Annotated in this window: 16 protein-coding genes; 13 read left to right on the top strand and 3 right to left on the bottom strand. The window is 50.5% G+C overall.

Translation table 11 applies throughout. The annotated features are described in order from the left end of the window. The first annotated feature begins 4 nt into the window (after window positions 1-4). The 4 genes from mch (at window position 5) to fae (ending at window position 3,428) form a co-directional block, all read left to right on the top strand. A complete protein-coding gene (gene mch / locus KEF85_RS11470; RefSeq protein ID WP_215580689.1) occupies window positions 5-988 on the top strand; it encodes a methenyltetrahydromethanopterin cyclohydrolase in 984 nt (327 codons plus the stop codon). 80 nt (window positions 989-1,068) lie between these two features. Further along, entirely contained in the window at window positions 1,069-1,965 is an 897-nt protein-coding gene (locus tag KEF85_RS11465) for an ATP-grasp domain-containing protein (protein WP_215580687.1), read from the top strand. Continuing rightward, window positions 1,959-2,828: a triphosphoribosyl-dephospho-CoA synthase gene (locus KEF85_RS11460; protein WP_215580685.1), complete on the top strand. Its 870-nt coding sequence runs from the start codon at window positions 1,959-1,961 to the stop codon at window positions 2,826-2,828. The genes KEF85_RS11465 and KEF85_RS11460 overlap by 7 nt, the downstream gene beginning before the upstream one ends. 84 nt (window positions 2,829-2,912) lie before the next feature. Next, complete coding sequence (fae, locus tag KEF85_RS11455) at window positions 2,913-3,428, top strand: formaldehyde-activating enzyme (RefSeq protein ID WP_215580683.1); 516 nt, start codon at window positions 2,913-2,915, stop codon at window positions 3,426-3,428. A 91-nt stretch (window positions 3,429-3,519) separates the two neighbouring features. Here the strand turns inward: fae and KEF85_RS11450 are convergent, their stop codons facing one another. Beyond that, window positions 3,520-4,191: a HisA/HisF-related TIM barrel protein gene (locus KEF85_RS11450; RefSeq protein ID WP_215580681.1), complete on the bottom strand. Its 672-nt coding sequence runs from the start codon at window positions 4,189-4,191 to the stop codon at window positions 3,520-3,522. Between the two features lie 14 nt (window positions 4,192-4,205). Between KEF85_RS11450 and KEF85_RS11445 the strand changes: the two genes are divergently transcribed. The 5 genes from KEF85_RS11445 (at window position 4,206) to KEF85_RS11425 (ending at window position 8,901) form a co-directional block, all read left to right on the top strand. Then, window positions 4,206-5,192 carry an ATP-grasp domain-containing protein gene (locus KEF85_RS11445; protein WP_215580679.1) on the top strand — a complete coding sequence of 329 codons (987 nt, stop codon included), beginning with the start codon at window positions 4,206-4,208 and terminating at the stop codon, window positions 5,190-5,192. A 7-nt stretch (window positions 5,193-5,199) separates the two neighbouring features. Beyond that, window positions 5,200-6,246 (top strand): hydantoinase/oxoprolinase family protein, encoded by a 1,047-nt coding sequence (locus tag KEF85_RS11440; RefSeq protein ID WP_215580677.1) that lies wholly within the window; start codon window positions 5,200-5,202, stop codon window positions 6,244-6,246. A gap of 76 nt (window positions 6,247-6,322) precedes the next feature. Next, window positions 6,323-7,693 (top strand): aminodeoxychorismate synthase component I, encoded by a 1,371-nt coding sequence (pabB, locus tag KEF85_RS11435; RefSeq protein ID WP_215580675.1) that lies wholly within the window; start codon window positions 6,323-6,325, stop codon window positions 7,691-7,693. Then, window positions 7,693-8,232 (top strand): amino acid kinase family protein, encoded by a 540-nt coding sequence (locus tag KEF85_RS11430; protein ID WP_215580673.1) that lies wholly within the window; start codon window positions 7,693-7,695, stop codon window positions 8,230-8,232. The genes pabB and KEF85_RS11430 overlap by 1 nt, the downstream gene beginning before the upstream one ends. Before the next feature lie 3 nt (window positions 8,233-8,235). Beyond that, a complete protein-coding gene (locus KEF85_RS11425; protein WP_215580671.1) occupies window positions 8,236-8,901 on the top strand; it encodes a DUF2959 domain-containing protein in 666 nt (221 codons plus the stop codon). An 838-nt stretch (window positions 8,902-9,739) separates the two neighbouring features. Here the strand turns inward: KEF85_RS11425 and lolA are convergent. Together lolA and mrcB are read right to left on the bottom strand one after the other, a co-directional pair. Then, window positions 9,740-10,363, bottom strand: a complete 624-nt coding sequence (gene lolA, locus KEF85_RS11415; RefSeq protein ID WP_215580667.1) for an outer membrane lipoprotein periplasmic chaperone LolA — start codon at window positions 10,361-10,363, stop codon at window positions 9,740-9,742. Beyond that, entirely contained in the window at window positions 10,363-12,684 is a 2,322-nt protein-coding gene (gene mrcB / locus KEF85_RS11410; protein WP_215580665.1) for a penicillin-binding protein 1B, read from the bottom strand. Before mrcB ends, lolA begins: the two co-directional genes overlap by 1 nt. Before the next feature lie 232 nt (window positions 12,685-12,916). Here mrcB and recA point away from each other — a divergent pair, with 232 nt between their 5' ends. The 4 genes from recA (at window position 12,917) to KEF85_RS11390 (ending at window position 18,563) form a co-directional block, all read left to right on the top strand. Further along, the gene (recA, locus tag KEF85_RS11405; protein ID WP_215580662.1) at window positions 12,917-13,966 is read left to right on the top strand and encodes a recombinase RecA; all 1,050 of its coding nucleotides are present in this window, start codon (window positions 12,917-12,919) and stop codon (window positions 13,964-13,966) included. After that, on the top strand, window positions 13,941-14,423 hold the full coding sequence (locus KEF85_RS11400; RefSeq protein ID WP_215580660.1) for a regulatory protein RecX: 483 nt from the start codon (window positions 13,941-13,943) through the stop codon (window positions 14,421-14,423). The genes recA and KEF85_RS11400 overlap by 26 nt, the downstream gene beginning before the upstream one ends. Window positions 14,424-14,506: 83 nt before the next feature. Then, the gene (gene alaS, locus KEF85_RS11395; protein ID WP_215585150.1) at window positions 14,507-17,119 is read left to right on the top strand and encodes an alanine--tRNA ligase; all 2,613 of its coding nucleotides are present in this window, start codon (window positions 14,507-14,509) and stop codon (window positions 17,117-17,119) included. A gap of 226 nt (window positions 17,120-17,345) precedes the next feature. After that, window positions 17,346-18,563 (top strand): aspartate kinase, encoded by a 1,218-nt coding sequence (locus KEF85_RS11390; protein ID WP_215580658.1) that lies wholly within the window; start codon window positions 17,346-17,348, stop codon window positions 18,561-18,563. The last annotated feature ends 12 nt before the right edge of the window (window positions 18,564-18,575 follow it).

Here is an 18,575-nt window from a genome sequence, read left to right as displayed (position 1 = left end):
AATCATGGAATATCAGGCTAGTGTCAATCAACTTACCCAACCTCTGGTGCAATATTTGCTGGATCATGCCGATAAGCTGAGACTGGCTGTCACAAAACTGGAAAATGGCGCCACCATTATCGATGCCGGCATCACGGTACCGGGCGGCCTGGAAGCCGGACGTATCATTACCGAGATCTGTATGGGCGGCCTGGGTACTGCCGCAATTTCGCAAAGTAGTTACACCCAAAACTGGCCGCTAACGATTAATGTGCATACCAGTAATCCGGTCCTGTCCTGTCTGGGCAGCCAATATGCCGGTTGGAGTTTGTCGCACGGTAAATATTATGCCCTGGGTTCCGGCCCGGCCCGAGCGCTGGCTACCAAGCTGAGAGAAGGTCTTGTGGAGCCGGTAGAAGAGTTATACAAAGAACTTGATTACCGCGATAGCGCTGCGCAAACCGCGCTGGTGATCGAAAACGATGCTGTGCCGCCGCTGGAAATTGTAGAAAAAGTGGCAACAGCCTGTGGAGTGACAGCGGATAAATTGACCATTATTGTAACGCCTACCAGCAGCTTGGCCGGTGGTGTACAAGTGGTTGGCCGAGTACTGGAAGTGGCTTTACATAAAGCCCATGCTTTGCATTTCCCACTGGAAAACATCATTGACGGTTCCGGCAGTGCGCCTATTTGTCCGCCACACCCGAATTTTGTCAAAGCCATGGGTCGCACCAATGATGCCATCCTGTTTGCCGGTCAAGTGCATTTGTTTGTCAAAGGCAGTGATGCCGAAGCCGAACAACTGGCCAATACCTTACCCAGTTCAACCTCAAAAGATTACGGTAAACCGTTTGCGGAAATCTTTAAAGCCTATGAATACGACTTTTTCAAAGTCGACGCCATGTTGTTTAGTCCGGCCAGTGTGATTGTCACTGCGGTTGATTCCGGCAAAAGCTATCGAGCCGGCAAACTGGATAATCAATTGCTGGATAAGTCTTTCGGTCTTTAAATCCTCCCATCGTCTTACTCAAGCTGTCCGGGTCTATCCGGGCGGCTTGGTGTCATACAGCTTTTAATTAGCAGAATCCCTTGTCACATATTGCCATTTTTACCGACGATCCCGGCTGGCATGGCAAGCAATTATGCTTGGCCTTTGCCGCGCGAGGTCATCATGCCAGCTATGTCTCCTTAACCGAATGCCGTTTGCAGTTGGATAACGCCTGTCTGCCGGTTTATTTGCCCGGTTTTGCCGACCGCCTGCCGAATGCGGTATTCGTGCGCGGTGTGCCCGGCGGCTCATTGGAAGAAGTGGTGTTTTATCTGGATATACTCCATACCCTGAAAATGCTGGGCATTCCGGTCTATAATCATGGCCGGGCCATAGAACTCAGCGTGGATAAGGGCATGACCAGTTTTCTATTACAGCACAATGGCTTACCAACGCCGCAAACCTGGGTATTGCGTGACCGGGAGCAGGCATTAGCCATTGCCGGACAGGAATTGGCTGCCGGGCATTATCTGATCAGCAAACCCTTGTTCGGTTCACAAGGCGAGGGCATTCGCCGCATTGAAAAATCCACCGATTTACTCTGGCTGACCAGTAGTCACGGTATCTATTATCTGCAACGTTTTATTGAATGTGATGGTGATGGTTATTCTGATGTGCGGGTATTTGTTATCAACGGTCATGCAGTTGCAGCCATGCGCAGGCGTGGCATTTCCTGGCTGAACAATGTGGCACGCGGCGCCTCTTGTGAAACCATCATCCTGGATAATGAAATCAGCGAATTAGCCATACAGGCTACCGCCGCCCTGCAAATGGATTATGCCGGGGTTGATATTATTCGCGATGCCGCAGGCCGCTATCAGATTATTGAAGTTAACAGTGTGCCGGCCTGGAAAGGCTTACAAAGCGTGTGCCAAATTGATATAGCCGCCAGTTTGGTCAATGACTTGCTGGACAGACTCATGCAGCCGTCATGCTGACTCAGACACAATTGGCCGAAGCTTACCGGCAGGCTTGCGAAATCGAACTGCAAGCCTTTAAACCCGGCAATGTCAGTATCTATAGTGCCGGCCACGACATGACTGTCGCCGATTTCAGAACCAGTGCAGAGGTCAGTGCCGAGCCCATCACCAGGCCTGAATACAGTCTGGGTGAAAAAATCTATTACGCAGTTAAAGCTACCCGCGCAGCAGTGGCTTGTAATACCAATCTGGGCATCGTGCTGTTATGTGCGCCTTTACTCCAGGCTGCTTACTTGTGCCGGCCTGGGCAAAGCTTACAGCAGGCCTTAAGCGAGGTATTGGATAACACCAGTATCACCGATGCCGAATGGGTATTTAAGGCCATACGCCTGGCGGCGCCTGGTGGTTTGGGAGAGGCAGCCCGGCAGGATGTCAATCAGGCTGCCGAAGTTGATTTAAGACAAGCAATGGCGCTTGCCGGCGACCGGGATAGAATTGCTTACCAATACGCCTATAAATATAAAGATATTTTTGAATTTTCAATTTTAGAGTATAATCGTGCTTTCGTTTTGTCTGATGATTCGGGCTGGGCTGCATTGGCTGTCTATTGTGAAATGCTGGCTCGGTTTCCCGATAGTCATATTGAGCGAAAATATGGAAAGCAGTATACCGATTGGGTGCAGTCGCAAATATTGCCACTCTGTGATGATATAAGACAGGCACATAAGCTTGAGCAAGTCTGGTCAAAACTGAAAAGTATAGACAAGGCTTTGAAAGCCAAAAAAATCAATCCGGGGACAACTGCTGACATGACGGTAGCGACAGTATTGGCGGTATCTCTGAGGGAGTCTCTGGATACAATCAATACCGCTCCGCCATAGAGGGACGGATTTTCGCAAAATTCAATGATGAGACATGACCTATCTCATACTTGATTCAATCATCTTTAAGGGGATACATTTAACATGGCAAAAATTACAAACTTACGCGTAGGCGAATCTTTAGTTGGCGACGGTAACGAAATTGCACACATCGATTTAATCATTGGCCCACGCGGTTCTGCTGCTGAATCAGCATTTGCAAACGCGCTGACCAACAATAAAGACGGTTTCTCAACTCTGTTGGCTGTTGTTGCTCCTAACCTGTTGGTTAAACCTGCAACCATCCTGTTCAACAAAGTTACCATCAAAGGTGCAAAACAAGCAGTTCAAATGTTTGGCCCAGCACAACGTGCTGTTGCCCAAGCGGTAGCTGATTCTGTAGAAGACGGTACTATCCCTGTCGAAGAAGCTGATGACTTGTTCATTTCTGTTGGTGTTTTCATCCACTGGTTGGCTGAAGACGATGCAAAAATCGAAGAATTCAACTACAAAGCAACCAGAGAAGCACTTGCTCGCGCTGTTGCTGGCACCCCAACTGCTAAAGAAGTATTGGCAGCTAAAGGTACCGCTAAACACCCATTTGCTCCTAACAACGTTTAATTCGTTAGTAGTTAAGGATGTTAAAAATACCCCGGCATGCTGGGGTATTTTTTTGTCTGGCATTTAGCAACAGGCCAGCTCAGCCGTACCGCTAAAAATCAAATTGAGTGATTGCACCGCTATGTAAAGCGGTTGCCAGCAAAGCCGCCTTGACCCCATTTCCAGCCAAAACCTGCAAGTCTTGGTAGTGGCGTACCCCACCTGCAGCAATAAACTGTTTTTCCGGATAAGCCGCCGTAAATTCCGCCAATTTGGCAAAATCCGGCCCGTCCTGACTGCCCACCCGATTTAAAGTCATCACTATCAGTCGTTCCGGCCAGAATTCCGCCTGCTCAAACCAGCCTGCATGACCGCTGGCCTGCTGACGCTGGTAATCCAGCGACAAAATAAAATCTGCTGTACATTTAAAAGGTGCGTATAGCTGTGATTCAGTGCCGATCACCGTTGTATAATTAGCCGGATCAGCAACGTTCAGGCCCTTTAATTGACTACCGTTATCCACCCAGAATTCGATGCCGGGATACTGGCTTAACAACTCAGTAATTAAAGGCTGATGATGGCCCTGGCCGCTGATAGCATTCAAATCGGCGATATAAAAGGTTTGAAACGCAGATAACTGTAAAAAACCTTCCATCACTTCGGCTAGCGTACTACCGGCGCATAATTTTGAATGATGCTGAATAGGCTGATAATGACTGCGTTCCCCGCGTACGGCATGTACCACCACACCGTCTTTTAAATCAATCACTGGAATAATTTGCATAAAGGTGTAAAAGCTTGAAAATCCTGGTATTCGAATATATCTGCGGTGGTGGTTTGGCCGGTCAGAAACTGCCAGCCTCATTGGCCAGAGAGGGTAGGGCCATGCTCCAGGCATTGCTGGATGATTTAGCCGATCTGACCGATATTGATATTCTACTGCCCTTGGATAGCCGCTGCCGGGATTTATGGCTACCGGCCCGAACAGAAATCGTCACTATCACGGCTGATCAGACCCTGTGGCAATGCCTGCCGGAACTGATCACCCGATGTGATGCAATGTGGCCGGTGGCCCCGGAAAGCGATGGTTTGCTTAGCCGCTTGGCCGAATCATGTCTGGCCCAACAGAAAATTCTGCTGCTGTCTTCACCCTCAGCCATAAACCTGTGTGCCGACAAATACGCCACTTATCAGTGTTTGGCTGCCGCCGGAATTCCTGTTGTAGACACGGCATTGTTCGATACAGTATCGGCACTGCCGCCACTTCCGGTGGTGATAAAGCCCCGGGATGGCTTGGGCTGTCAGGGGGCAACACTAATAGACACCCAGCTGGATTTGGTTGCGCAAAGCCGTCAGTATGCCGATCAGAACTACATCATCCAGCCTTATCTGCAAGGTGCTGCACTTAGCCTTTCGGCCCTGTTCAAAAACGGTCAGGCCTGGTTATTATCTGTCAACCGTCAGCAGGTCATAATCAAACAAAAACAGTTTATACTGCAAGCCTGTCAGGTCAATATTGCCAGTGACTATCAGCAAGTCTATACCAGGCTGCTGGCGCAGATAGCTGCTGCCATACCTGATTTATGGGGGTACATCGGCATCGACCTGCTTGAAACTGGCCGGCATGGCCTGTTAGTGCTGGAAATCAACCCCAGACTAACCACGTCGTATGCCGGTATTCATCAGGCTACCGCTATTAATCCGGCCGCCCAGGTACTGGCTTTATTGCAGCATAATCCGGATATGGCCTTAAGCCGTCAGCGATCCGTCAATATCAATCTGTAAAGAGCGCATGGAAAAATATATTATCGGCTGGGATATCGGTGGCGCCCATGTCAAAGCCGCCTGCCTTAATCCAGCGGCTGAAGTGCTGCATGTTACCCAACTGGCCTGCCCACTCTGGAAAGGCATCGGTTATCTGCATTCGGCGGTGGCAAGTTATCTGCTGACCCTGCCGGCAGGCAGTTACAGCCATTTCATCACCATGACCGGCGAATTGGCAGACTGTTTTAACAGCAGGGTTGAAGGCGTGGACACCATCATCCGCGTCATGCAGCAGCATTTATCCCAGCAGCAAATCTGGATTTACGCCAGTCAATTTGGCTTTTTAAGTCCTGCCGAAATTCAGCCCAGTCATTATATGGCCATAGCCTCAGTTAATTGGCTGGCCAGTGCCGAATTGGCAGCCAAAGCTTGCCAATTCGGCTTGTTTGTCGATACCGGCAGCACCACCACCGATATCGTTTTAATCGAAAATCAGCAATTGCAGGTAAAAGGCTATAGTGATTATCAGCGTCTGGTATCAGGCGAACTGCTCTATACCGGTGTGATTCGCAGCGCAGTAATGGCTGTTGCCCAGCAGGCGGAATTTAATGGTCAGAACATGGGCTTAATGACCGAATATTTTGCCACCATGGCCGATGTTTATCGGGTCTGCGGTGATCTGGATGAAGCCCATGATCAGGCCGATACCGCCGATGGCGCTGAAAAAACCCTGCAGGCCAGTGCCCGGCGCTTATCACGCCTGACCGGATACGAGTTCAGTCAAAGCGATTGGCCGCTGTGGCAGGCATTTGCCTTAACCTTAAAAAACCGCCAGAAGCAATTGATTTGGCAATCCTGTGCTCAACAATTACAGCGCAGCAGCCAAACCGGAGTCGCAGAATTATGTGGCGCCGGAGTTGGCCGGTTTTTATTACAAGAGATTGCTGCGGAGCAGGGCCTGATTTATCGTGATTTTAATCAGCTTTTTAAAAGTCCGGCGCTATCGGCCCAGATAGATGCCGGTGACTGCGCCCCAGCGGTTGCCGTGGCATATCTTGGCGGTCAGTTTTGCTAATAGCGGTGGCTGGTATAAAATTAGCACTTCCGTCCTGGCAGCTTCCTGCTTTAATTCGCCGCTTACCCAGCATTTGATGTCTTTAGATAATGTCGTAACACACGCGTTGCCTTATTTTGAGGATAGCGCCTTAATCTTTGCTCCTTTGGCAAACCGGCCCTGGGCCGTCTTTTTGGATAGCGCGCACCCGCTCAGTCAGCAGGGGCGGTTCGATATTCTGGCATATGGCCCGGTCTGCACCCTGCAGACTTATGCCGAGCTGACCTTGATAGACAATCAGGGCGTGATTACTCATAGTCTGGCAGATCCGTTTCAACTGCTTAAACAACATCTGGGTCCACCCAGGCCGGCGATTGCCGAGTTACCCTTTAACGGCGGAGCCATCGGATATTTCGGTTATGATTTGGCCAGACGTATCGAAAAACTGCCGGAACTGGCCAGTCAAAGTGAAGGTATCGCCGATATGGCGATTGGTATTTACCAATGGGCTGTTATCGTCGATCATCAGCTCAAACAGAGCTGGCTGGTGGCTTACGACCTGACGCCATCGCGGCTGGCCGAGCTGCTTGAAGAGTTTAGTCACCCGGCCCAGCCACCGCTAGCTGATTTCCAGGTACTGGCTGAGCCGAGCGCGAATATGGATAAAACCGCTTACGCCGGCGCTTTTAATAAAATTAAAGCCTATCTTGCCGCCGGCGATTGCTATCAGGTTAATCTCACCCAGCGCTTTGTCAGTCCCTGCCAGGGTGATGCCTGGGTTGCCTACCAAGTATTGCGCCAAATCAATGCCGCACCTTTCAGTGCTTATCTGAATCTGGCCGATGTGCAGATTTTAAGTTCTTCGCCGGAACGCTTTTTACAAGTGCGGAACGGACAGGTCGAAACCAAACCAATCAAGGGTACCCGGCCCCGCAAAGCCTCAGCCAGTGAAGATCAGGCCCAAATTCAGGCATTGGCGGCCAGTGAAAAAGACCGGGCCGAAAACCTGATGATAGTCGACTTGCTGCGTAACGATATCGGCAAAAGCTGCCGGGAAGGCACGGTACAGGTACCGGAACTGTTTGCAGTAGAAAGTTTTGCCACCGTCCATCATTTGGTGAGTACCATTACCGGAGTTCTGGCGCCCGATCAGCAAGCCGTAGACTTATTACGCAGCTGTTTTCCCGGCGGCTCCATCACCGGCGCACCTAAAATCAGGGCCATGGAAATTATCGAAGAGCTGGAACCACACCGGCGTGGTGTCTACTGTGGTGCGATTGGTTATATCGGCTTTGATGGCAATATGGACACCAATATCGCCATCCGTACCTTGGTGTATAACCAGCATAGCATCCGCTTTTGGGCTGGTGGCGGCATTACCTATGATTCGCAACTGGATGCGGAATATCAGGAATGTTTCGACAAAGCCGCCGCATTATTGCAATTACTGGCCCGGTTTAAAGTCTGATGCGGGTGGTAAAACTGGGTGGCAGTTTAATCAGCAGCGGTGGGCTGGAAACTTGTTTACAGCGTCTGGCCGCGACGCCGCAAGCTACTTTGCTGGTGCCGGGCGGCGGCGAATTTGCTGAACAAGTGCGCATCGTCCAACTGCGTTACCGGTTTAACGATAGCAGTGCCCATTACATGGCCATTTTAGCCATGCAGCAAATGGCCATCTTATATCAAGCCTTGCAGCCGGAGTTCAGCATTCAGACCAGTTTGGCAGAGCTGCCGGCGGCTGGGGTTCATATCTGGTCGCCGCAAGCAGCGGACTTGGATAAAGCCGGTATTGCCGCCAGCTGGGACGTCAGCTCCGACAGTCTGGCAGCCTGGGCAGCTACTGTTATTCAGGCCGATGAATTGATACTGGTTAAGTCAGTACGTCCAGACCTCCATGCCGGATTGCCGGATTTACAGCGTTACGGTATTGTGGATGCGGCTTTTGCCGGGTTTGCGGCCAGTCTTAACTGTCCGCTGCGCATTATTCATCACGACGATTTTATCTAGCACATGATTAACTTTATTCTGTCCGTGTTCAACAAGCGTTTGCAACGCGTTTATTATCAAAGTCGTGAGTCCTTGCTGGGTCATCACAAGCGCGATATCGTGGTCAGCCAGGTTAATCAGGCCTGTCATAGCCTCCAGGATTGCCGCGACCAATTTGTCGATGCCCTGGATAAATTCAAAATCGTCGTCAAAATAAAAGACAGCCCGTTGGAGCAGCGTTATCAACTGCTGAAAAGCCGCTACGAATTATGCCGCAGCAAAGCCGATCAAGTCAGTTTGCGCATTCAGGCCATCGAGCAAGTCAGCGAAGCATTGTTTACCGAATGGGAAGCCGAATTACAGCTATACAGCAATCGCACCCTGCGCGCCCGCAGCCAGCAACAGCTGAAAAAATCCCGTTTGCAATACCAGCGTTTAATCAAAGCCCTGCAATTGGCGGAAACCCGCATGCAGCCGGTACTGGCCGACTTTCAGGATCAAGTGCTGTTTTTAAAACACAACCTCAATGCCCACGCCATCGCCGCATTGCGTCAGGAGTTTGTTGATATCGGCATCGACATCAGCCGCCTGATTAATGTCATGGAAAAAACCATCCGCGAAGCCAGTGACTTTGTACTGATATTAGCCGATCAAAAAAACCTGCCGGCTCCGGCGGAGTCTGGTAAATGAACTGCGCCTGAATCCTGAGTTAGCCTGGGATCTAATTTGTAAAAGTTCGGGCTTTTTACAGAAAAAGGGAGCGATAAGCTCCCTCTGCTAGGGCTGGGTAGAGCAACGCGAAACCCCTATCAAATGCTGTGAAAATAACCAAGTTTCTTTGTATTCAAACAGCCATTTTGATTATCTGCCCATTTTGCGTTGCACTAACATATTGATTTTCAAAAAATGACTGTTTATCTCCGTACTCATTCTAATATGCGATTGACAAGCAAATAGCAAAAGATAAAACCTGATTTGCATTGTTACAGGCTTAAGATGGCAAATAGTTGCCTAAAGTAGGCCAATGAACTATATTCATGAAATGAATTTTGAATGGAATGATGTCAAAAGCGAAGCCTGCTTTCGTGAGCGAGGGTTCGGTTTCGCCTATGCAGCACGGGCATTTTTCGACCCCGATTGAATTGTGCAGGCTGATAACCGTCATTCCTATGGTGAAAATCGGTATCAATTGATGGGTAAAATCGAACAACGCTTATTTGTCGTTGTTTACACGCCAAGACATGAATTATCCGTATTATCTCGGCCCGCAAAGCCAATCAACGAGAGCTGAATTGCCCTATCAAAATCAAGCTGTACTAGTTCAGATGTGTTGAATTAAGCTAAAAATAACTTCGCTGATGGGTGCTTGGGGTTGTTTAACACGATAACCCGCAATCCATAGGGCGTCAATAGGTGATAGGCCCCCGTATTGCGCCGGATGTAAGGAGAGTTGTATGGTCGCCTATGTGGTCACGGTTAGGCTTGATCTTATTCTGGTAACACGCAGATTAAACCTGAACCGTTAAATCTAATTCCCAAACACATCCGCCCCCTTAGGCGGCGTAAACTCAAACAGATCGGCGTCTAATTTGGGATTAATCTGGATGTTGGAAAAATACACTCTGGTCAACTGACCAAAATTGTCACTCAGTTCCATGCCGGCCAATTGGCCGCCGCTCAGGCCTATCATGATGTACTTAAAGCCGCTTTCTTCGTCTTTGGGCGATAAACGGATCCAGTTCAGTTCTTCATCCTTACCTTGTTCGTCCAGACGGAATTTTTCTTCCAGATCAACCTGGCCGGTCAGCAGCAGAGCCGGGGTGGAGCCTAGCGAGTCGTCGAGTTTTTTTACGGTCACCTGAGCCAGATCGGCATCATAAAACCAGACTTTGCCGCCGTTGGAAACAATATCCTGCACAAAGGGTTTTTGATAATTCCAGCGGAATTTGCCGGGCCGGCTCAGATAAAACTTGCCGTAACTGGTCAGGGCCGGATGGCCGGATTTATCCAGGCTGACTTGCTGAAAGTCGGCGGCAAAGCTGGCGCTGGCATGCAGAAAGGCTTTTAATTGTGCCAATGGTGCTGCTTCGGCACCGGCATGATTGCTGAATAAAACAGTTACCAGCAAGCAAACAAGTTTGATTAAATTCATTAAAATGGATTCAGGTTATTAAGCAGGGAGTTTTTATCATCGGGTGCGCAATCCCCGTATTGGTTGGGTCCAGAGCCTTCGACATACGGATACAGCACAGCGCCGGGACAGTTTTCGCCGCTCAGCAGACCGGAGCTGGCATCTACCCATTTCATTTCCACATTGTCGGGTGGAACCAGTGACACCGGTTTTTTCGAGATTTGCCGCATCATTTCTGCCCAGATTTGCAAAGCACCGCTGCCGCCGGTATGGCCGGTGGGTTTGTTATCATCGCGGCCAACCCAAACCACCGATAGATAATCGCCGCTAAAGCCGGCAAACCAGCTGTCCCGTAATTGATTGGTGGTGCCGGTTTTACCGACCAGAGCCATATCGGCAGGCATATAGTTGTATGCCGAATGGCCGGTGCCGGAACGCATCACTTCCTGCATGATGGTATTGGTGATAAAAGTAGCGGCAGGATCGACGGCTTGACGTACGGTAAACGGATAACTTTGCAAAGCCTTGCCGTTGGCATCGTTGACCGCGCGTATTGAGCGTAATGGCGTGGCAAAACCATCGCCGGCCAGGGTTTGATACATTTGTGTCACTTCCAGCGGGGTTAACGGTGAAGCACCCAATAACAGCGATGGATATTGATCCACTGGTCTGTTGATACCCATGTTTTTCAGGGTATTAGCAATCCGGCCCAAACCGATATCCATGCCGATGCGCACGGTGGCCAGATTGTAAGAGTTGGCCAGTGCGGTATGCACAGCCACCACCCCATGCTCATGGTTATCGTAATTTTTAGGCGACCAGAGTTTACCGGGTTCGGCTTCAATCTCCATTTCGCTATCGCTGACCGGAGTGGTGATGGTGTAACGATCCGGATATTCCAATGCGGTCAGATAAACCACCGGTTTGATCAAGGAACCGATCGGCCGCACGGCATCCAGGGCCCGGTTAAAGCCGGTAGAGGCAGCATTCCGGCCACCCGCCAATGCCACAATTTCACCGCTGTCGCGGCGGGTAACAATGGCCGCACTTTCCAGGTCATCGCTTTTCGGGCTTTTTTCCAGTTGCTTCAATTTGGTGGCTATGGCCGCTTCCAGGGTATCCTGAACCCGGGTGTCCAGGGTAGTAACGATGCGCAAGCCTTCGGAAGTCAGGTCTTCTTCCTTGTATTCCTGTTTTAACTGGCGTTTTACCAGATCAATGAAATCCGGATAGCGATTAGCGGAACGATGGGTAACCGCTGCCACATTCAGTGCTTCGTGTTTGGCTTCGGCGGCTTGCTGAACCGTCAGATAACCTTCTTCCTGCATGGAGTCCAGCACCATATTACGCCGCTCCAAGGCCCGTTCCGGGTTTTTGCGCGGATCATAAAACGACGGCCCGCGCACCAGCGCCACCAGTGTTGCGGTTTGCGGTAATGACAGGTTTTTCAGGGATTGGCCAAAATAGAATTCACTGGCCAGCCCAAAGCCGTGCACTGCGCTGGCGCCATCCTGGCCCAGAAAAATTTCGTTTAAATAAGCTTCCAGAATTTCGTCTTTACTGTAGCGATATTCCAGAATGAAGGACATCAGTGCTTCGTTGACTTTGCGAGTCAAGCTGCGTTCTGAAGTCAGGAAAAAATTTTTCACCAATTGCTGGGTGATGGTGCTGCCGCCCTGAACCATGCCGCCGGCTTTGATATTAGCCCAGATGGCGCGAATAATCCCTTTGGGCGATAAGCCAAAATGCTTGTAAAAATCCCGGTCTTCAGTAGAAAACAGGCCTTGCAGCAATTGCTGCGGCGTCTCATCCAGCTTGATCAGAATCCGGTCTTCCTTGCGGGTAGGGTAAAAACTGCCGATCTGGATTGGGTCCATGCGCAAAATGGCCAAATCAGTGCCGTTTTCGGCATTCAACATGCTGGAGATGGCGCCGCCAGAAAAATTGATGCTGACTTTCTGGCTATTCTGCAAGGTGTCGCCAAAATTAAAAGCACGGGTGCGGATGTTAATCTGGCCACCTTTGATATGGTAAGAGCCTTCCCCGTTCAGTTGATCGTCTTGCCGGTAATGCAATTGCAGCAGCAAGTCTTCCAGATTTTTGCTGGTAAACGGATAGCCGGTGTACAACTCGACAGGATTGGCATAAACCCTGGCCGGGATAGACCAGCGCTTACCTTCGAATTGTTCGCGGACGCTGTAATCCAGATAGCCCACGTAAGAAAATAAACCAAAACCGGCCAGTAAAATTGCTGGAAGAATAAGATGCTTTAGCCAGGCAAAATGGGATTGGGTTTTTCGGCGGCGGATTGTCGGAGTCGTTTTTCGGGGTCTTCTAGCCATCAAAAATAGTAGTTAGTCTCTCGTTACCCATAAGCTGGGCAGGCAGGTTCATGCTGGGTAAAAATATTCCATATTATGCATCAAATCCCTCATATTGGTTGTATGTTTGTGTTATCGCTGGCGGTTTAACGGCTTTAAGTCAGGGTAAAACTTCACTATAACGCTGTTTCACAGGCGGCGACTATGTGATAATGGCGGCAATATCACAGCTAATCAACCATAGGCGGATTAAATGGACGAGAACAAGAAAAAGGCGCTGGGCGTCGCCCTGATGCAGATCGAAAAGCAGTTTGGCAAAGGTTCGGTGATGCGTATGGGCGATGCCGGCGCGTCTCGTGACATCGATGTGGTCTCCACCGGCTCTTTATCTTTGGATATCGCCCTGGGTTGCGGCGGTTTACCGCGTGGCCGGGTGGTGGAAATTTTTGGCCCGGAATCTTCAGGCAAAACCACACTGACCTTGCAAACCATCGCGCAAATGCAAAAACTGGGTGGTACGGCAGCGTTTGTCGATGCTGAACACGCTTTGGACCCGGATTACGCGGAAAAAGTGGGTGTTAATATCAGTGAGTTGCTGGTATCCCAGCCTGATACCGGCGAGCAGGCTTTGGAAATCACCGATATGCTGGTGCGTTCCGGCGCAGTGGATATTGTGGTCATCGACTCCGTGGCAGCCTTAACGCCCAAAGCGGAAATCGAGGGCGATATGGGCGATTCGCACATGGGTCTGCAGGCCCGTTTGATGTCGCAAGCCTTGCGTAAACTGACCGCTAACATCAAACGCTCAAATACGCTGGTGATTTTCATCAACCAGTTACGGATGAAGATTGGGGTGATGTTTGGTAACCCGGAAACCACCACCGGTGGTAATGCCCTGAAATTTTATGCCTCAGTCCGGCTGGATATTCGCCGGATTGGTTCCATCAAGAAAGGCGACGAAGTGATCGGTAACGAAACCAGGGTCAAAGTAGTCAAAAACAAGGTAGCGCCGCCATTTAAACAGGCTGATTTTGAGATTCTGTATGGCGAGGGTGTGTCCTTTTTCGGAGAATTAGTGGATCTGGGTGTGTCTTATGGCTTTGTGCAAAAATCCGGCTCCTGGTACAGCTATGGCAGTGAAAAAATTGGCCAGGGTAAAGACAATGCCAAACAGTATCTGAGAGATAATCCAGATAAAGCCAAAGAGCTGGAAACCGCAATCCGGGAAAAAGCCTTTGCGGCCCGGCATAATACCTTGCCTACTTTTGCGGTAGACGATGCCGAGTTCGTCGACGGCGATTGAGCGCAGCCGGCAGATCGAACAAATCTGCCTGCGCCTGTTAGCCAGACGCGAGCATAGCCAGCTAGAGTTGTTGAATAAACTGGCCTTAAGAGGGTACACCCGGCAGGAAGCCCTGCCGGTGATTGCTAAAATCAGTGCCGAGAATTGGCAAAATGACCAGCGTTATGCCGAATGTTATGCCAGACAACGTCTGGAAAAAGGCTATGGTCCCAGCCGGATTCGCTTTGAATTGCAGCAACGCGGCATTGCAGCGCAGGATCTGGATGAACTGGTTGCCGAACAATACGGCGACTGGCAAAATCTGTTACTGGCGGTTTATCGCAGTAAATACGATGACAACACTGCGTTAACTCACAACGAGTGGTTTAAACGCTGCCGTTTCCTGCAGCAGCGCGGTTTTAGTGCGGAGCTGATTAAGGGCTTGCAACTGGAATTGCAAATTAAATTGGGTAGATAAGTCCGTAAGGACATGGCCGGCGCACTATCTAGGGTAGCAAAGGTTAAACATTTGTAACAAACAAGGATAATCAACGTAGCATGATGAAAAAAATGACCAGCGCCGAATTACGGGCCGCCTTCCTGGCGTTCTTTCGCCAACGCGGCCATAGTGTGCAACCGTCCAGTTCACTGATACCGGGTAATGATCCTACCCTGTTATTTACCAATGCGGGCATGGTGCAGTTCAAGGACGTATTTCTGGGCCGGGAAAAGCTGGGCTTTACCCGCGCCGCCACCAGCCAGCGTTGTGTCAGAGCCGGCGGCAAGCACAACGATCTGGAAAACGTGGGCTATACCGCACGTCATCATACTTTTTTTGAAATGCTGGGCAATTTCAGTTTCGGCGATTACTTTAAACGCGATGCCATTCATTACGCCTGGGATTTTTTAACCGGCGAACTGGGCATACCCGCCGAAAAACTTTGGGTCACCGTATTTGATGAAGATGCCGAAGCGGAAGCTATCTGGCTGGAAGATGTCAAAATCAATCCGCTGCGTTTTTCCCGAATAGGCGCCAAAGATAATTTCTGGTCTATGGGTGATGTCGGCCCCTGCGGTCCCTGCACCGAGATTTTTTACGACCACGGTGCCGATGTGGCAGGTGGCCCGCCCGGCAGTGCGGACGAAGACGGCGACCGTTATATCGAAGTCTGGAATCTGGTATTCATGCAATACGACCGCGACAAAGACGGCACTCTCACGCCCTTGCCTGCGCCATCCGTCGATACCGGCATGGGTCTGGAGCGGATTGCGGCTGTGTTGCAGGGCGTACACAATAATTACGAAATTGATTTATTCCAAAATATTCTCGGTGTGGCCGCACAACTGGCCAATACCCAGGATTTAAGCAATAGCTCGCTACGAGTAATCGCCGATCATATTCGGTCCTGCGCGTTTCTGGTGGCCGATGGTGTATTGCCATCCAATGAAGGCCGCGGTTATGTGTTGCGCCGTATTATTCGTCGCGCCATTCGTCATGGTTATCGCCTGGGTATCCACGATACTTTCTTCTACAAACTGGTCGCCCCCTTGGTGGCGGAAATGGGTGCAGCCTATCCGGAACTGGCCAAAGCTCAGGAACAGGTAGAGCGGGTACTGAAAAAAGAAGAAGAGCGTTTTGCCGAAACTTTGGAACAGGGTATGAAAATCCTGGAAAGCTGCGCAGCAAAACTGGATGGCGATCTGATTCCCGGCGATGTGGTGTTTCAGCTTTACGATACCTATGGTTTCCCGGTGGATTTAACCGCCGATTTTGCCCGCGAAAATCAATTGCGGGTCGATCATGCCGGTTTTGAAGCTGCCATGAACGCCCAGCGCGAACGTGCCAGAGCCGGTGGCAGTTTTGCCGCCGCTTACGATCAGGATATCAAGCACGACAGCCATACCCAGTTTATCGGCTATACCGAGCTGGCAGGTGCCGTGAATATCATCGGTCTGTTCCGCCAAGGTCAGCCGGTAACAGAACTGGAGGCCGGCGATGAAGGTGTGATCATTCTCGATCAAACCCCGTTCTACGCTGAATCCGGCGGTCAGGCCGGCGATACCGGTATCATTAAGGCCGGCGATGCCGTGTTTGAAGTGTATGACACCCAAAAACAGGGTGGACAATTGTTTTTGCACAAAGGCAAAGTGCTCCAGGGCAGTTTCAGCACCGGCCAGCTTGGTCAAGTCAGCGTCAATGCCGAACAACGTCAGGCCACTGAACGTAACCATTCGGCCACCCATTTATTACATGCCGCCTTACGCCGGATTCTTGGTGAGCATGTTGCCCAAAAAGGTTCGCAGGTCACAGCCGAACGGCTGCGTTTCGACTTTTCCCATTTCGAACCGCTGACCGCTGAACAAATCAGTCAGGTGGAACAACTGGTCAACGCCCAGATTCGCGCTAATAGCCCGGTTGCCGCCAGGGTTATGGCCAAGGACGCTGCGGTAAAAGCCGGGGCCATGGCCTTGTTTGGCGAAAAATACGGTGATGAAGTCCGGGTGCTGACCATAGGCGATTTTTCTACCGAATTATGCGGAGGAACTCATGTAGAACGCGCTGGTGATATCGGTTTGTTCAAAATAGTGGCTGAAACCGGTGTGGCCGCAGGGGTGAGACGCATAGAGGCTGTCAGTGGCGAACCGGCTTTTGCCTGGATAGCTGAACGCGAACAAACGTTGCTGGCCATCGCCGGGCTGCTGAAAAGCGCCCCCGACAAAGCGGCCGACAAGGTACAGCAACTGCTGGAAAAAACCCGGCAGTTGGAAAAAGAGCTGGATAAACTTAAATCCAAACTCGCCAGTTCCTCAGGTGACGAATTAACCGCCCAGGCCCTCGACATCAATGGCGTCAAAGTGCTGGCTGTCGAATTGGACGGTATCGATCCCAAAGCCTTGCGTGAGCTGGCCGATCAGCTGAAAAATAAATTGGGCAGCGCTGCACTGCTGCTGGCAACAGTCAGCGGTGATAAAGTCAGCCTGATTGCCAGCGTTTCCAAAGATGTTATGGATAAGGTCAAAGCCGGCGATCTGGTTAATTTTGTCGCCACTCAAGTAGGCGGCAAAGGCGGTGGCCGGCCAGACATGGCCCAGGCCGGCGGCAGCAATCCAGCCGGTTTGGCCGCTGCTCTGCAGCAAACCCCAGATTGGATAAAACAACGTCTGGACAGTTAATCGTAAGCCAACCCCTGTATTAACGCATAGGACATAAGATGTGCTGAACGCAATGAAGCGCATCAATCGCGCCTAACGTTGCTACAACCATTTAATGCTTCCAGGCAATTCAGGTAAGCACTCGGCCGGATAAAGCCTGGTGCTTACGCTGATATAAATCAGGCTGAACAGTTGTTACGAATTTTGCAATAAATAAAGGTAATAAGACCTAACAGGTTGAAACAAAATGGCATTGTATGTATATAAATTTGGCGGCACATCGGTCGGTACTCCCGAACGTATAAAAGCCGTTGCGGCAAGAATTAAAACCGCTCATGAGGCAGGCGATCAAATCATTGTTGTGGTTTCGGCCATGAGTGGAGAAACCAACCGTCTGGTTGGTCTGGCTAAAGAAATGCAGTTGCAACCTACTGATCGGGAAATGGATGTGTTGTTGTCGACCGGCGAACAAGTCACCATTTCTCTGTTGAGCATGGCGCTGCATAATCTGGGTTGCGATGCCTGTTCTTACACCGGTGCCCAGGTCAAAATCCTCACCGACAGCAGTCATACCAAGGCCCGAATTCGCGAAATCGAAGATGCCCGCATCCGCGCCGATCTGGATGCCGGTAAGGTGGTGGTCGTGGCTGGCTTTCAGGGTGTAGACGAGTTGGGCAATATCACCACCTTGGGGCGTGGCGGTTCCGATACCACGGCAGTGGCGCTGGCAGCCGCGCTGAAGGCCGATGAATGCCTGATTTATACCGATGTCGATGGTGTTTACACCACTGATCCGCGCGTGGTGCCCAAAGCCCGGCGTCTGGATAAAATTACTTTTGAAGAAATGCTGGAAATGGCCAGCCTGGGCTCAAAAGTATTGCAGATTCGTTCGGTGGAATTTGCCGGAAAATATAATGTTGCGTTGCGGGTGCTGTCTTCATTTAGCGAAGGCAACGGCACTCTTATTACCTACGAGGAAACAGAAATGGAAAGAGCTTTAATATCAGGCATAGCCTTTAACCGTGACGAGGCCAAGCTGACCTTGACCGGTGTGCCTGATCTGCCGGGTGTGGCATCAAAAATTCTCGGCCCGATCGCTGCTGAAAATATTGAAGTGGACATGATAGTCCAGAATGTAGGCGAACGCGGCACTACCGATTTTACCTTTACCGTCAACCGTAACGACTTTCTCCGCGCCAAAGCCATACTGGAAGAAGTGTGTGCCAACCTGGGCGGCAAACAAGTCAGCGCCGACAACAGCATAGTCAAAGTTTCTATTGTTGGCGTGGGCATGCGTTCTCATGCCGGCATCGCCAGCACCATGTTCAAAGTTCTGGCCGACGAAGGCATCAATATTCAGATGATCTCTACTTCAGAAATCAAAATATCGGTGGTGATCAACGAAAAATACCTGGAATTGGCGGTACGGGCGCTGCATACAGCGTTTGGACTGGATAAAGATTAGGAACTGCTTGCT

The organism is Methylomonas paludis (assembly GCF_018734325.1).
GTDB lineage: Bacteria > Pseudomonadota > Gammaproteobacteria > Methylococcales > Methylomonadaceae > Methylomonas > Methylomonas paludis.
The sequence above is the reverse complement of the archived record's forward strand: the minus strand, read 5'-3'. Positions and strand labels throughout refer to the sequence as shown.

Excerpts from the sequence above, each read along its gene's own strand:
- mch (WP_215580689.1), top strand. The coding sequence starts at position 5 with ATGGAATATCAGGCTAGTGTCAATCAACTTACCCAACCTCTGGTGCAA.
- KEF85_RS11460 (WP_215580685.1), top strand. The coding sequence starts at position 1,959 with ATGCTGACTCAGACACAATTGGCCGAAGCTTACCGGCAGGCTTGCGAA.
- fae (WP_215580683.1), top strand. The coding sequence starts at position 2,913 with ATGGCAAAAATTACAAACTTACGCGTAGGCGAATCTTTAGTTGGCGAC.
- KEF85_RS11450 (WP_215580681.1), bottom strand. The coding sequence starts at position 4,191 with ATGCAAATTATTCCAGTGATTGATTTAAAAGACGGTGTGGTGGTACAT.
- KEF85_RS11440 (WP_215580677.1), top strand. The coding sequence starts at position 5,200 with ATGGAAAAATATATTATCGGCTGGGATATCGGTGGCGCCCATGTCAAA.
- pabB (WP_215580675.1), top strand. The coding sequence starts at position 6,323 with ATGTCTTTAGATAATGTCGTAACACACGCGTTGCCTTATTTTGAGGAT.
- KEF85_RS11430 (WP_215580673.1), top strand. The coding sequence starts at position 7,693 with ATGCGGGTGGTAAAACTGGGTGGCAGTTTAATCAGCAGCGGTGGGCTG.
- KEF85_RS11425 (WP_215580671.1), top strand. The coding sequence starts at position 8,236 with ATGATTAACTTTATTCTGTCCGTGTTCAACAAGCGTTTGCAACGCGTT.
- lolA (WP_215580667.1), bottom strand. The coding sequence starts at position 10,363 with ATGAATTTAATCAAACTTGTTTGCTTGCTGGTAACTGTTTTATTCAGC.
- mrcB (WP_215580665.1), bottom strand. The coding sequence starts at position 12,684 with ATGGCTAGAAGACCCCGAAAAACGACTCCGACAATCCGCCGCCGAAAA.
- recA (WP_215580662.1), top strand. The coding sequence starts at position 12,917 with ATGGACGAGAACAAGAAAAAGGCGCTGGGCGTCGCCCTGATGCAGATC.
- KEF85_RS11400 (WP_215580660.1), top strand. The coding sequence starts at position 13,941 with ATGCCGAGTTCGTCGACGGCGATTGAGCGCAGCCGGCAGATCGAACAA.
- alaS (WP_215585150.1), top strand. The coding sequence starts at position 14,507 with ATGAAAAAAATGACCAGCGCCGAATTACGGGCCGCCTTCCTGGCGTTC.
- KEF85_RS11390 (WP_215580658.1), top strand. The coding sequence starts at position 17,346 with ATGGCATTGTATGTATATAAATTTGGCGGCACATCGGTCGGTACTCCC.